The organism is Stenotrophomonas sp. (assembly GCF_032066555.1).
Lineage (GTDB): Bacteria > Pseudomonadota > Gammaproteobacteria > Xanthomonadales > Xanthomonadaceae > Stenotrophomonas.
In genome coordinates this window covers 261,531-275,883 of sequence record NZ_DAMBKV010000002.1, presented here as the reverse complement: position 1 = coordinate 275,883, position 14,353 = coordinate 261,531, and the positions used below count along the sequence as shown (strand labels likewise).

At 64.6% G+C, this 14,353-nt stretch carries 13 protein-coding genes; 1 reads left to right on the top strand and 12 read right to left on the bottom strand.

The genetic code is table 11. The features are described 5' to 3' along the window. Positions 1 to 62 precede the first annotated feature (62 nt). The 9 genes from recO to rpoE form a co-directional block, all read right to left on the bottom strand. Complete coding sequence (gene recO / locus RT131_RS04460) at positions 63 to 788, bottom strand: DNA repair protein RecO (protein ID WP_313170628.1); 726 nt, start codon at positions 786 to 788, stop codon at positions 63 to 65. Between the two features lie 241 nt (positions 789 to 1,029). Further along, positions 1,030 to 1,932 carry a GTPase Era gene (era, locus tag RT131_RS04455; protein WP_313170626.1) on the bottom strand — a complete coding sequence of 301 codons (903 nt, stop codon included), beginning with the start codon at positions 1,930 to 1,932 and terminating at the stop codon, positions 1,030 to 1,032. Beyond that, positions 1,929 to 2,606, bottom strand: a complete 678-nt coding sequence (rnc, locus tag RT131_RS04450) for a ribonuclease III (protein ID WP_313170625.1) — start codon at positions 2,604 to 2,606, stop codon at positions 1,929 to 1,931. The genes era and rnc overlap by 4 nt, the downstream gene beginning before the upstream one ends. Further along, positions 2,596 to 2,967, bottom strand: a complete 372-nt coding sequence (locus RT131_RS04445) for a DUF4845 domain-containing protein (RefSeq protein WP_313170624.1) — start codon at positions 2,965 to 2,967, stop codon at positions 2,596 to 2,598. The genes rnc and RT131_RS04445 overlap by 11 nt, the downstream gene beginning before the upstream one ends. A gap of 29 nt (positions 2,968 to 2,996) precedes the next feature. Next, on the bottom strand, positions 2,997 to 3,800 hold the full coding sequence (gene lepB, locus RT131_RS04440; protein WP_313170622.1) for a signal peptidase I: 804 nt from the start codon (positions 3,798 to 3,800) through the stop codon (positions 2,997 to 2,999). Positions 3,801 to 3,908: 108 nt separating this feature from the next. Continuing rightward, positions 3,909 to 5,699 carry a translation elongation factor 4 gene (lepA, locus tag RT131_RS04435; RefSeq protein ID WP_312913785.1) on the bottom strand — a complete coding sequence of 597 codons (1,791 nt, stop codon included), beginning with the start codon at positions 5,697 to 5,699 and terminating at the stop codon, positions 3,909 to 3,911. A gap of 159 nt (positions 5,700 to 5,858) precedes the next feature. Continuing rightward, entirely contained in the window at positions 5,859 to 7,379 is a 1,521-nt protein-coding gene (locus RT131_RS04430) for a DegQ family serine endoprotease (RefSeq protein WP_313170621.1), read from the bottom strand. 128 nt (positions 7,380 to 7,507) lie between these two features. Beyond that, positions 7,508 to 8,404 carry a sigma-E factor negative regulatory protein gene (locus tag RT131_RS04425; protein ID WP_313170619.1) on the bottom strand — a complete coding sequence of 299 codons (897 nt, stop codon included), beginning with the start codon at positions 8,402 to 8,404 and terminating at the stop codon, positions 7,508 to 7,510. After that, positions 8,401 to 9,021 (bottom strand): RNA polymerase sigma factor RpoE, encoded by a 621-nt coding sequence (rpoE, locus tag RT131_RS04420; RefSeq protein WP_313170618.1) that lies wholly within the window; start codon positions 9,019 to 9,021, stop codon positions 8,401 to 8,403. Before rpoE ends, RT131_RS04425 begins: the two co-directional genes overlap by 4 nt. Positions 9,022 to 9,257: 236 nt before the next feature. Here rpoE and RT131_RS04415 point away from each other — a divergent pair, with 236 nt between their 5' ends. Next, complete coding sequence (locus tag RT131_RS04415; RefSeq protein ID WP_313170616.1) at positions 9,258 to 11,321, top strand: 3-hydroxyacyl-CoA dehydrogenase NAD-binding domain-containing protein; 2,064 nt, start codon at positions 9,258 to 9,260, stop codon at positions 11,319 to 11,321. Between the two features lie 278 nt (positions 11,322 to 11,599). Here the strand turns inward: RT131_RS04415 and RT131_RS04410 are convergent, their stop codons facing one another. From RT131_RS04410 to RT131_RS04400, 3 genes are all read right to left on the bottom strand, one after another. Continuing rightward, the gene (locus tag RT131_RS04410) at positions 11,600 to 12,574 is read right to left on the bottom strand and encodes a cation diffusion facilitator family transporter (RefSeq protein ID WP_313170615.1); all 975 of its coding nucleotides are present in this window, start codon (positions 12,572 to 12,574) and stop codon (positions 11,600 to 11,602) included. Between the two features lie 80 nt (positions 12,575 to 12,654). Then, complete coding sequence (dsbG, locus tag RT131_RS04405; protein WP_313170613.1) at positions 12,655 to 13,461, bottom strand: thiol:disulfide interchange protein DsbG; 807 nt, start codon at positions 13,459 to 13,461, stop codon at positions 12,655 to 12,657. 23 nt (positions 13,462 to 13,484) lie between these two features. Next, on the bottom strand, positions 13,485 to 14,255 hold the full coding sequence (locus tag RT131_RS04400) for a TlpA disulfide reductase family protein (RefSeq protein ID WP_313170611.1): 771 nt from the start codon (positions 14,253 to 14,255) through the stop codon (positions 13,485 to 13,487). Positions 14,256 to 14,353: the final 98 nt, after the last annotated feature.

The following is a 14,353-nucleotide window of genomic DNA, read 5'->3' as shown; positions in this document are numbered from 1 at the left end:
GCATGGCTCGGCACTACAGGGGCTGGATCTTGTGTAAAGCCCCTGCCGAGCATGGCTCGGCACTACGGTTGCGGACGGACGAGATCACCCAGCATTTCCCAGGACTTGAGCCCGCGCCCGCCCAGATGGTGCAGCAGCACCGCGCGCATCTGCAGACGCAGGCTGGCAACATCACTGTTGCCGGGGGCCTGGTCTTCGGCGAGGGCCCGCAGCGCGGTGCCAGTAGCCAACCCGCGCCGCTCGTTGCTGCCACGCTCGCTGAGCAGGCGCAGCGGCCCTTGCAGGGGGTCAAGCCGATAGCGTGCGGCCGGGTCGATCGGCTCACCGTCGGCGGCGCAACTCCAATCGAATCCAAAGCCCAGCGCATCCAGCAGGTCACGCTCGAAGCGGCGCAACGCCCAGGCCAAGCTGTCCACCTCCGGCAAGCGCTGGCGCAATTCGCCATAGGCTTCATACAGCTCCGGCAGCGGGTCCTGCCGCGGCGTCAGCCGCATCACCAGTTCGTTGATGTAGAACCCCGCCAGCATGGCGTGGCCGTGCAGCCGCGGCGCCACGTCCTGGCTTTCGGCCCGGCGCAGCTGCGCCAATTCACCGCTTTGCTGCGCGTCGAACCGGATCGCCTGCAGCGGCTGCAAGGCCGCGCGCAACGCCTGTTTCTTTGGCCCCTGCACACCGCGCGCCAGCAACCCCAGGCGGCCATGCTCCAGGCTCAACACTTCGACCAGCAGGCTGGTCTCGCGCCAGGGCCGGGCATGCAGCACGTAAGCGGGCTGGTCTTCGATGCGCATCTCAAGGCGGGGAGTCGGAAATGGAGAATCGGGAGTCGAAGCAGCCCTTCACCTTGAACAAGCCGGCTTCCTTCAGACGCCCTCGCGGGAAGCCATTGCTACGAAAGTGCGTCGTCGCAGCGTCGGCCTTCATCGCGCAACCTGACCTGTTACATGCCAACTAACAGCCGGGATCGCAAGCTGCAGCAGAACCAGGCCGTTTCCATTCCCGGTTCCCCACTCTTGATTCCCGGGTCAAGCCTTACTGCTCGCCGTATCCGAAAGCCTTCAGCGCCGCCTCGTCATCCGACCAGCCCTCACGCACGCGCACCCAGGTCTCCAGGAACACCTTGGCACCAAACAGACGCTCCATCTGCAGGCGCGCCTTGCCGCCGATATCCTTCAAACGGGTGCCGCCCTTGCCAATGACAATCGCCTTCTGGCCTTCGCGCTCGACCCAGATCACCGCGCCGATGCGCAGCAGCGCGCCGTCTTCGGCGAAGCGTTCGATTTCCACGGTGGTGGCATACGGCAGCTCTTCGCCCAGTTGGCGCATCAACTGCTCGCGGACCAGCTCGCCTGCGAGGAAGCGCTGGCTGCGGTCGGTGATTTCATCTTCGCCAAACATCGGCGGGCCTTCCGGCACCAGCCCGATCAGGTCACGCACCAGCGCATCCAGGCCGTTGCGCTTCAGCGCCGAAATCGGGTGCACGGCGGCGAACTCGCGACCGACGGTGATTTCCTGCAGGAACGGCAGCAGCGCGCCCTTGTCCTTCAGCCGGTCAACCTTGTTGACGATCAGCACGACCGGCACGCCGGCGTCGCTCAGTACATTGAACGCCAGGGTATCTTCTTCGTCCCAGCGTCCGGCTTCGATCACCAGCAGGCCAACATCCACGCCTTCCAGCGAGGCGCGCGCGGCACGGTTCATCACCCGGTTCATCGCGCGCTTCTGCTGGCGATGCAATCCAGGGGTGTCGACCAGCACCAACTGGCCTTCCGGATAGGTGGCGATGCCCAGCAGGCGGTGACGGGTGGTCTGCGGGCGGTTGGAGACGATGCTGACCTTGGCGCCGACCAGGGCGTTGGTCAGGGTCGACTTGCCGACATTGGGGCGGCCGATGACCGCGACGCTGCCACAGCGATGAGAGGAGGTGTCGTTCACTTGGAATCCAGTTGCTCTATTGCGGCAGCTGCCGCCTGTTGTTCGGCCAGCCGTCGCGACGTGCCTTCGCCTTCGGTCGTTACGGCAGGGTCAGCCACGCAACAGCGCACATGGAAGTGCTTGGCGTGGTCGTCGCCGGTCTCCGATACCAGCTCGTATACCGGCAAGGGTTTCTGCCGGGCCTGCAACCATTCCTGCAGGCGGGTCTTGGGATCTTTCTCGGGCTTGCCGACCGGCACTGCCGACAGCGAGGCCTCGAACCACGGCATTATGCGCGCGCGACAGGCTTCGAAACCGGCATCCAGGTAAATGGCGGCGACCACCGCCTCGACGGTGTCGGCCAGAATCGAATCGCGGCGGTGGCCGCCGGACTTCATCTCGCCCGGGCCCAGCGTCAAGCGCTCGCCCAGCTCCAGGCTGCGTGCGATCACCGCCAGTGCAGCCTCGCAGACCAGGGCCGAGCGGGCACGGGTCAGCGCGCCTTCGTCGGCCTTCGGCCAACGCGTGAACAGCGCTTCGGCGATCAACATGTTGACGATGCTGTCGCCAAGGAACTCCAGGCGCTCGTTGTGCGGCGCACCGGCACTGCGATGGGTCAGGGCCTGCTTCAGCAAACCCTGATCCTTGAATGAGTGACCGATCAGGTCACCCCGTTGGAACGTTCTAGTCAACACTGCTTCCAGTCAATTCCTGCGAATTCTCGAAGTTGCCGACGATGTCCAGGTTGGCCACCAGCGGACGGCGTACTTCGTACTTTACGTTCATGCGGACGCCGCCTTCGATACGTTCGAACTTGATGTCGTCACGCGTCACCGACTCGGAGCTGTTGATGTCCATGCGCTTGAAGAACAACTCCAGCGCCTTGTTCGGATCCGAACTGCCCGGTTCCTTGGCCAGCGACTTCATCGACGTCTTGACCGCGTAGAACTCCTGGTACATCGGGAACAACTTCATGCCGATATACAGCGCGAAACCGACCACCGCCAATACCATCAGGAACGAGGTCAGGGTCATACCTGCTTGCTTGTGCTTCATTGCGATCTCCCCAGAAACGCGTTGTCCACTCATTGAATGCCCGTCCCGATACGTGACGGTTCGAAACTACCCTTGCAGAACCAGCCTTCACAGTTCAGCCAGATCAGGAACGCCTTGCCGCGCAGATTCTCTTCCGGCAGGAAGTGCGTCTGGGTCCAGAAGCGACTGTCCTCGCTGTTGTCGCGATTGTCACCCATCACGAAGTAATGGCCATCCGGCACCACCCAGTCACCCTGGCCGCGCGGGTCGGCACGCCCCAGCAGCTCCAGCACCGTATGGCTGCGGCCCGGCAACTGCTCGGTCAACAGCGAGGCACCGGTCATTTCCGCGCCACGCCCCTTGCCGACGTACTCGCCACGGTCTTCGTAGACCATCGGCACCCCGTTGATCGACAAGGTATCGCCGTGGAAGCCGATGCGGTCGCCCGGCAGGCCGATCACGCGCTTGATCCAGTTCTGGTCCGGTGCATGCGGCGGCTTGAACACCACCACGTCGCCGCGCTTGGGCTCGGCCACCGGGATGATCTTGGTGTTGGTGATGGGCAGGCGGAAGCCGTAGGAGAACTTGTTGACCAGGATGAAATCGCCGATCAACAGGTTGGGCATCATCGAGCTGGAGGGGATCTTGTACGGCTCGGCGACAAAGCTGCGCAGGATCAGCACCACCGCCAGTACCGGGAAGAACGCACGCGAGTAGTCCACCACCACCGGCTCTTCGCTGTCCAGCAGGCTGGCTCTTTCGGCGCGGCGCTTGCGCAGGTACAGCTTGTCCAGCAGCAGCACCAGGCCCGAACCCAGGGTCAGCACTACCAGGATGATTTCAAACCATTTCATTCATGTTCCTTCGGAATGGGAATGGGGAATGGGGAGCAGGCAATCGCGCAGTCCAAAGCGGGTCCGCTCTGCCATTACGATTGCCCATTCCCTACTCTCGATTCACTGTTACTTGTCCATCTGCAGCACAGCAAGGAAGGCTTCCTGCGGAATCTCCACACGGCCCACCTGCTTCATGCGCTTCTTGCCTTCCTTCTGCTTCTCCAACAGCTTCTTCTTGCGCGAAACGTCGCCACCATAGCACTTGGCCAGCACGTTCTTGCGCATGGCCTTGACCGTGGTGCGGGCGATGATCTGTGCGCCGATCGCGGCCTGGATGGCCACGTCGAACATCTGCCGGGGGATCAGGTCCTTCATCTTCTCGCACAGCTCGCGGCCGCGGCGATCGGCGTGGCTGCGGTGGGCGATCAGCGACAGGGCGTCAACCTTGTCACCGTTGATCAGCACGTCCAGGCGCACGAACGGGCCGGCCTCGAAGCGCACGAAGTGGTATTCCAGCGAGGCGTAGCCACGGCTGACCGACTTGAGCTTGTCAAAGAAGTCCAGCACCACTTCGGCCATCGGCAGCTCATAGCTGATCTGCACCTGGCTACCCATGTAGTTGATGCCGATCTGGGTGCCACGCTTCTCTTCGCACAGCTTGATGATGCTGCCGATGTAGTCCTCGGGGGTGAGGATGTTGGCGCGGATGATCGGCTCGCGGATCTCTTCGACCTGGTTGACCGGCGGCAGCTTGGCCGGGTTGTCCATCATCACGATGGTGCCGTCGCTCTTGAGCACCTCGTAGATCACCGTCGGCGCGGTGCTGATCAGGTCGAGGTTGTATTCGCGCTCCAGGCGCTCCTGCACGATCTCCATGTGCAGCATGCCAAGGAAGCCGCAACGGAAGCCGAAGCCCATCGCCTCGGAGCTTTCCGGCTCGAAGCGCAGCGCGGCGTCATTCAGGCGCAGCTTGTCGAGGGCTTCACGCAGGTCCGGGTAGTCCTCGGCATCGACAGGGAACAGGCCGGCGAACACGCGCGGCTGCATTTCCTGGAAGCCGGGCAGCGGCTCGGCGGCCGGATCGGCCTGCAGGGTCAGGGTGTCGCCGACCGGCGCACCATGCACGTCCTTGATGCTGGCGTTGATCCAGCCCACTTCACCGGCACGCAGCGCAGGCATTTCCTTGCGCTTGGGGGTAAAGACGCCGACCTTGTCGACCAGATGCCAACGGCCGGTGGACATGACCTGGATCTTGTCGCCGGCCTTGATCTGGCCCTGCATCACGCGCACCAGCGAGACCACGCCCAGGTAGTTGTCGAACCAGGAATCGATGATCAACGCCTGCAGCTTGTCACTGCCACGGTCGGCCGGCGGCGGGATGCGGTGCACGATGGCTTCCAGCACCTCCTCCATGTTCAGGCCGGTCTTGGCGCTGACCGCAACCGCGTCGGAGGCATCGATGCCGATCACGGCCTCGATCTCGGCCTTGGCGCGATCGGTATCGGCGGTGGGCAGGTCGATCTTGTTCAGCACCGGCACCACTTCCAGACCCTGCTCGATGGCCGTATAGCAGTTGGCGACCGACTGTGCTTCCACGCCCTGGGCCGCATCCACCACCAGCAGCGCGCCTTCGCAGGCGGCCAGCGAGCGGCTGACTTCATAGGAGAAGTCGACGTGGCCGGGGGTATCGATGAAGTTCAGGAAGTAGGTCTGGCCATTGCGGGCCGTATACGGCACCGACACCGACTGCGACTTGATCGTGATACCACGCTCGCGCTCGATGGGGTTGTTGTCCAGGACCTGCGCTTCCATTTCGCGCGCGGTCAAGCCGCCACACAACTGGATGATGCGGTCGGCCAGGGTGGACTTGCCGTGGTCGACGTGGGCAATGATGGAGAAGTTGCGGATCATCCGCATCGAATCATGTGACATAGGTGGCGGCGGCGGCGCTGCGTCGTCAGGATAACGGGGCATTATCGCATGCCGGAGCCAAGCCCCGCACAGGGTTTGGCCGGCAGCTGAACGAAAGGAGCCGCCCGAAGGCGGCTCCTGTAGGCATTGCAAGGCCTGGCGGGCTTATTCGCCGGCGCGGACCGGAACGAAGGCGCTGTTGGCACCGGCGCGGACCAGCAACATGACCACGTCGCCCTTCTTGTAACCGGCCAACTCCCTGTTCAGGGCGGCAACGCTACCGACCGGGGCACGCCCGACCTGCAGCACCACCATCCCCGGGGCCAGGCGCGCCTCGCGGCCGGACTGGCTGTTGACGCCGGTGATGCGCACGCCCTCGCCCGACTCCAGGCCAAGCTGACGACGCTCGGCGGCCGTCAGATCAGCCACTTCCAGCCCCAGCAGGGCATTGGCACCGGCCTGCGGCTTGGCGTCATCGCCAGCGGCAGCGGTGTTACCCGGGCGCGCCGCATCCTCGGCCAGCTCGCTCAGGGTCACGGTGATATCGCGCGGCTTGCCATCACGCAGGATGCTCATCCGCACCTTGCTGCCCGGCGGCATCGCGCCAATCATCGGCGGCAGCTCGCTGGAGGTATTGATCTCGGTGCCATTGACCGCACGGATCACGTCACCCACCTCGATACCCGCCTTGGCCGCCGCACTGTCGGGCACCATCTGGTTGACCAGCGCACCGCGGCTGTCAGGCAGCTTGAAGCCCTGCGCGATGTCGCTGGTCACCTCGCCGACCATCACGCCCAACTGGCCACGGCTGACCTTGCCGGTCTTCTTGATCTGCTCGACCGCGTTCATCGCCAGATCGATCGGGATCGCGAAGCTGATGCCCATATAGCCGCCGGAGGCGGAGAATATCTGCGAATTGATGCCAACCACTTCGCCGCGCGTATTCAGCAGGGGACCACCGGAGTTGCCCTGGTTGATCGCCACGTCAGTCTGGATGAACGGCACATAGCGCTGCTCGTTGCCACCGGTATTGCGGCCCAGCGCACTGACGATGCCGGCGGTGACCGAATGGTCCAGACCGAACGGCGAACCGATCGCCACCACCCACTGGCCCGGCTTGAGCGAGTTGGAATCGCCCACGCGTACGGTCGGCAGGTTCCTGCCCTCGACCTTCAACAGCGCCACGTCGTACTGCGCGTCGCTGCCGACCACCTTGGCGGTGAACTCGCGGCGATCACTCAAGGTGATCTTGACCGACTCGGCACCGTCGATGACGTGGTGGTTGGTCAGCACATAGCCGTCATTGGAGATGATGAAGCCCGAACCCATGCTGCGCCCGCGCGGACCGCTGTCCGGCCCTTGCTGACCCGGCCCCGGCATCTGGAAATCCGGACCGAAGAAGCGGCGGAAGAACTCCGGCATCTGGTCCATGTCCGGGCCCTGCTGGGCAGCGCGCGGGTTGCGGCGGGCGCCGATCACGGTATCGACCTTGACCACGCCCGGGCCGACCTGGTCGACCAGTTGGGTGAAGTCAGGCAGGCCCTGCACCAGCTGCGGCGCGGGGGCGGCGCGGGTAGCGGCTACCTGCGCGGCCGGCGCATCCGGAGCCGGGCTCTGCGCGCAGGCCACCAACGGCAGGGTCATCGCCAGCAGGCCAAATACCTTGTTTTGGATACGTGGGGTCATCAGCTTCGAGCCTCCAATTCAGTCAAAGCGGGAAAGAACAGCCAAGCCCGGTACGCCCAACCACAGCGCACAAACCTGGAATCCGGGGAAAACCGGCCGTCCTGAGGCGGACGACCGGCAAGCAACACTCACTGACGCGGCAACAGCCTGCGCGACTCGGCATCGTCGGCACCCTGTGCCGGCATGCGCGGTTCAAACGGATAGAACGTCGCCCCACCCTGCTCCTGCGCAGGGAAACTTGCGTTGAGCGCCCCCTGCGACAGCGATGGTGCCACGGTCGAGCGTGGCCATGGCCGCGCGTGCAGCACCCCATTGCCGGTGGCAAACGGGTCCTGGCGCAACGCCGGGGTTGCCGGCAGCACCGGTGCGGAAGCAATCGCCCGCTGCGGCTCGGCCAGGCGCGCGGTACCGGCCCGCGCTGCCTGCTGGGTGCGGGTCGCGCTGCCCCGGCGGGCAGCGGCGTCCTGGCGCCGGGTTACGGCGGCAGCAACCGCCGGTGCGGCCGCAACCAGACCAGCAACATTGCCGGCATCCGCCGCGGTGGGGGCCGACGGCTGTGCGGGTGCCGGAGCAACTTCCGCCGTGGTCGCGATGACCGGCGTGGGCGCATTGGTTTCCGGCAGCTGTTCGCGGGCCATGAACAAGGCCACCGCAGCCACCGAGGCCGCCAGGGCGGCACCGCCGCCCCAACGCCGCCAGCCAGTTCGGGCTGCGCGCTGTTGGGCAGGTGCGGCAACTATTGGCCCATTCTGGCGGGCATCGGCGTCCACCGCCTGACGGACCCGCGCAGTGAAATCCAAGGGAGCCGGTGCGCAGGCCTGGCCGCGCATCACGTCGCCCAGGACCTGCCAACGCTCCTGGCAGGCCGAAAGCTCGCTGTCGTGCTCCAGGCGGCGCAGCATGAAGCGCGCCTCATCGGCGGCCAGCTCACCATCCACCAGCGCGGACAGTTGCTGGCGATAGTGCTGTTCAAACTTGTCCGGCGCAGCAGCGGCCGACACCGGGTTACGGTCTTGCGTGCTCATACGCGACTCCGTTCACGGGTAGCACTGGGAGTATCCAGCAAGGGACGCAGCTGTGCGTCGATGGCCTCGCGGGCACGGAAGATCCGCGACCGCACCGTGCCGATCGGGCATCCCATTTTCTGCGCGATATCCTCGTAACTCATGCCTTCCACCTCTCGCAACGTAATGGCTGAGCGCAGCTCTTCGGGCAACGCATCAACCGCCTTCATCACGGTTTGTTCCAGTTCCTGGCGCATCAACTCACGTTCGGGCGTGTCGTTGTCGCGCAGGCGGACCCCACTGTCGAACTGCTCGGCGTCACCGATCTCGATGTCGTCGGTGGGGGGGCGCCGGTTGTGTGCTGCCAGGTAGTTTTTTGCGGTATTCACTGCGATCCGATGCAACCAGGTATAGAACTGGGCGTCGCCACGGAAGTTCCCGAGCGCACGGTAAGCGCGCACGAAAGTGTCCTGGGCCACGTCCTGACATTCACTCCAGTCGGCGATGTAGCGCCCGATCAACGCGATGATCCGATGCTGGTACTTGCGTACCAACACATCGAACGCCGCGCTTTCGCCGCGCTGCACACGCCGGACCAGCTCCAGGTCCAGCTCCTGCGGTGTTTCAACCTCGGCCATAACGGGCCGCACTCCTGTCAGCCCAACCGACGTCGGGCAATAAGACCGCTGTTCGCGGCAAAAGTTCAGCACCCTGTCCCAGCGGTACCGCACCAGCTTTTAACTCCCGTTCGGCTAACCTGCAGGGGCGCTGACCAGATAAGCACAACACACTTCCTGACATTGGGATTTGACGGCAGGGAAACAACCTCTGGATCATAGCGGTCTTCTCCATACACAACCGGATGGAACGTCCCATGCTCTCAGGCTTCGACGGGCTCCGCTTCAATCATTGGCAAACCGAGCTGCGCGAGGATGGCGTGGCAGTGCTCAGCCTCGACCGCAAGGACAGCCCGGTCAATGCCATGTCGCAGGACGTGCTGCTGGAACTGGGCGACATCGTCGAGCGCCTGGCCATCGACCCGCCCAAGGGCGTGGTGGTGCGCTCGACCAAGGCGGCCGGCTTCATCGCTGGCGCCGACCTGAAGGAATTCCAGGAATTCGACCGCCGCGGCACCGTCAATGACGCCATCCGTCGTGGCCAGAGCGTCTACCAGAAGCTGGCCGAGCTGCCCTGCCCCACGGTCGCCGCGATCCACGGCCACTGCCTGGGCGGCGGCACCGAGCTGGCGCTGGCCTGCCGTTACCGCGTGGCCTCCAACGATCAATCCACCCGTATCGGCCTGCCCGAGACCCAGTTGGGCATCTTCCCGGGCTGGGGCGGCAGTGCACGCCTGCCACAGCTGGTCGGTGCGCCGGCGGCGATGGACATGATGCTGACCGGCCGCACCTTGTCGGCTTCGGCCGCCCGTGCGATCGGCCTGGTCGACAAGGTCGCCGCCCCGGCGGTGCTGGTCGATGCGGCGGTCGCATTGCTGCAGACCGGCGTGACCCGCCCGTTCAAGCAGCGCGCCACTGCCTGGGCCACCAATACCTTCCTGGCCCGCAAGATCCTCGCCCCGCAGATGGCCAAGCAGGTCGCGCGCAAGGCCAAGAAGGACCAGTACCCGGCGCCCTATGCGCTGATCAGCACCTGGGAACGCAGCGGTGGCAGCCCGATCCAGAAGCGTCTGGACGCCGAGCGCCGTGCCGTGGTCAAGCTGGCCAGCAGCTCGACCGCACGCAACCTGATCCGCATCTTCTTCCTCACCGAACGGCTCAAGGGCCTGGGCGGCAAGGATTCGGGCATCAAGCACGTGCACGTGGTCGGTGCCGGCGTGATGGGCGGCGATATTGCTGCCTGGGCCGCCTACAAGGGCTTCAACGTGACCCTGCAGGACCGCGAGCAGCGCTTCATCGACCCGGCCATGACCCGCGCGCAGGCGCTGTTCGACAAGAAGGTGCGCGATGAGAGCAAGCGCCCGGAAGTGGCCGCGCGGCTGAAGGCCGATCTTGCCGGTGACGGTGTTGCCGATGCCGATCTGGTGATCGAAGCCATCATCGAGAACCCGGAAGCCAAGCGTGCGCTGTACCAGACGCTGGAGCCGAAGATGAAGGCCGATGCGCTGCTGACCACCAATACCTCCTCGATCCCGCTGGTCGAGTTGCGTGACCATATCCAGCGCCCGGCGCAGTTTGCCGGCCTGCATTACTTCAACCCGGTTGCACAGATGCCGTTGGTGGAAATCATCCACCACGACGGCATGGCGCCGGAAACCGAGAAGCGTCTGGCTGCGTTCTGCAAGGCGCTGGGCAAGTTCCCGGTGCCGGTGGCCGGCACGCCCGGCTTCCTGGTCAACCGCGTGCTGTTCCCGTACATGCTGGAAGCCGCCACCGCGTATGCCGAAGGCATCCCCGGCCCGGTGATCGACAAGGCCGCGGTCAAGTTCGGCATGCCGATGGGCCCGATCGAACTGCTGGATACGGTGGGCCTGGACGTGGCCGCTGGCGTGGGCAAGGAGCTGGCACCGTTCCTGGGCCTGCAGATCCCGGCCGCACTGGCGACCGTCGAGCCGAACAAGCGCGGCAAGAAGGACGGCCAGGGCATCTACAAGTGGGAGAACGGTCGCGCGGTGAAGCCGGAAGTGGCCAAGGACTACCAGCCACCGTCGGACCTGGAAGACCGCCTGATCCTGCCGCTGCTCAACGAAGCGGTGGCCTGCCTGCATGACGGCGTGGTCGCCGATGCCGACCTGCTCGATGCCGGGGTGATCTTCGGCACCGGTTTCGCCCCGTTCCGTGGCGGCCCGATCCAGCATATCCGCGCTACCGGCGCCGATGCCCTGGTTGAGAAGCTGAAGACCCTGCAGGCCCGCCATGGCGACCGTTTTGCGCCGCGCCAAGGCTGGGAGATGCCGGAGCTGCGTGAACCGGTGATTTGAGTTCTTGCCGGTTGATTGAATGAAAAACGGAGCCGAAAGGCTCCGTTTTTTTTCACCTGTAGTGCCGAGCCATGCTCGGCAGTAGCCTTACCGGCACGCGCGTCAGGTTGTGGGAGCGGCGTCAGCCGCGAAGCCACAGATCAATCAGATTGCAGTTGTTCCGGCAATTTCCAGCAATGCCAGCTTCGCGGCTTACGCCGCTCCCACAACCAACAACCAACAAAGAAGGCTGATGGATCAGCGGCAAAGCCCCTGCCGAGCATGGCTCGGCACTACCTCTAGCGGTGCACATGGCCGTGATGGCCTTGATCATCCGGCCCGTGCGCATGGCCTTCATGATCATCATGACCGCCACCCGCCTTCTTGTCCGCACAATCATCACCGCAGTGATCCGCTTCAACCTGCACCGTCACATGATCGATATCAAACCGCTCATGCAGCAGGTCCGCCAGCTGTCGACGCAATACATCCGGCGCCTGACCGTCATGCATCACCACGTGCACTGTCAAGGCCGGGGTGCTCGATGCCAGCGCCCACACATGCAGGTCATGGATACCGGCTACACCAGCGTGCCCGCGTAGCGCTGCCTCGATATCAGCCAGCACCACCCCCTTCGGCACGCCCTCCAGCAACACATTGATCGCATCGCGCAACAGCACCCAGGTACGCGGCAGCACCCACAGGCCGATCAGCACGGCCAGGATCGGATCGACCAGGGTCCAACCGGTGAAGTGGATGATCAGGCCGCCGGCAATCACCGCCACCGAGCCAAGCATGTCGCTCCACACTTCCAGGTAGGCGCCCTTGACGTTGAGGCTTTCACCGCTGCCAGCACTGAGCAGGCGCATCGCGATCAGGTTCACCACCAGGCCGAATGCAGCCACCCACATCATGCCGGTGGAGGCGATCGCCTGCGGCTGCTGGAAGCGCTGCACGGCCTCGAACAGGATGTAGATGCCCACGCCGAACAACAGCAGGCCGTTGGCTACCGCACCCAAGGCCTCCAACCGCGCATAACCGTAAGTGCGTTTGGCATCGGGCGGACGCCGGCTCAGGCGAACGGCGGTCAACGCGATCATCAGGCCGATCGCATCGGTTGCCATGTGCGCGGCATCGGACAACAGCGCCAGGCTGTTGGTCCAGAAAGCGCCGATGACTTCCACCACCAGATAGGCGGTGGTCAGGCCCAATGCCCACCACAGCGGTTTCTCGTGGCGGATTTCGCTGGGCAGATGGTTGTGGTCGTGACTCATGGCTGGCTCCTCATAGCGGGGCCAGCTTAGTCAGCCACTGGCGGCGGAGACTATTACATCGCCGCCGCCCGGTTCAGTGATCAGCGTGGTCCGAGCACCGTCTGCATGTCATCGCCCTGCGGCATGCCCGAACGCATCTGCACCGTGCCGTCGGCATCCTTGAACAGGATGCCCGGCGTGCCCTGGAAGCCCAGATCCAGCATCAAGGCCTCATTGGCACGCAGCTTGGCCTGCACCGCCGCCGGTACCGTCGCCAGCGGCTTGATGCCGCCCTTGGCGAAATCACGCTCGTTCTGGATCAGCGCCTGCTCCGGTGAGGCTGCGCCCAGAATCGCGGCGGCTTTGTTGGCACTGTCCTCGCGGATCACGCCGACCAGGATCTGCCGGATCTGCACCTTGCCTGCGGCCACCCATGGCTGCGCCGCTTCCCAGAAACGGTTGCAATACGGGCAGTTCGGGTCGCTGAAGGAATAGATGACGCGCGGCGCATCGGCCTTGCCATCGCGCACCCAATGGCTGGCTTCCACCTTGGCCCAGGCCTGCTGGCCCATCGGCCCGGACACCAGCTCCTTGAGCTTGGCGGCGCTGACGTCCTCACCCTTGGCGTTGACCAGGGTGCCAACCACCGCGTACTCGCCGTCCTTGGATACATACACGCCCAGCGGACGCTGGCCAGCGACGCCGGCATAGCCGGTCAGGCCAACCGGTGTTTCGAACGTGCCCATGAACTCAACACCCTGCGAACGCAGGGTTTTCACCACGGCCGGCTCATTGACCGCAGCCGGCTTGGCGGCCGTCGCAGCCGGGGCACTGGCGGTCTGTGCGCAGGCCAGCGGCGCCAGCGTCATGGCGGACAACAACAGCAACATCGAACGGGAACGCATCATCGTGTGTCTCTTTCAGGAAAGGGTTATTGCATTTCGCGCAGACGCGCTTCCAAGGTGGCGCGCGACAGCTCGCCCATGTGCACATTGCGCAGGCGCCCATCGGCGCCGAAGAACAACGTTGTCGGCAATGCGCGGGCGCCGGTCTGCTGCATCACGCGCGACTCGGCATCCAGCAGCACGTTGTCCAACTGCATGTTCTCGGCACGCAAATAATCGGCGACTTCATCGCGGCTTTCGCCCTGATTGGCGAACACGAACTGCACCTGCGGGTGCGCCTGCTGCGCCTGTGCCAGCACCGGCATCTCGCGCCGGCACGGGCCACACCAGGTCGCCCAAAGATTGATCACGGTTGGCTTGCCAGCGAAAGCGGCCAACGGTGCCGGCCTGTCCTGCAGATCAACCAGCACCGCATCCGGCAACGGAATCGACGAGCGCTGCACTGCAAACAGCGCCATGCCGCCGATTGCCCACAGCGCAGCGCCAGCGGCCAGACCCAGCAACACCGGCTTGCGCAGGACGCGTTGGCGAGTTTTCCACAGCGCGTAGGCGGCGGCGACCAGCAGGCCGGCCCAGATCGAATAGCCACCATCGCCCAGCCGAATGATGGAGAGCGGCTGTGCCAGGTAATCGCCGGCATGCAGCGCCACATGCGCCAGGCGTGCGCCAAGCAAACCCAGCAGAAACGCATCCAGCACAACCGCACCAGCGCGGCTGCGCATCCCATCGGCGGCAGGTGCCAATGCGCGCGCGAAGAACCAGCCAATCGCCAGTGCCAGCACAGCAACCAGCGCCATCAGCGGAAATGGACCGGCGCTGATCATCCCGCCAACCCGATACTGCCCAACACAAGCAAACTTGAACAAACAGTGAATTCAACTATCAACACAAAGTC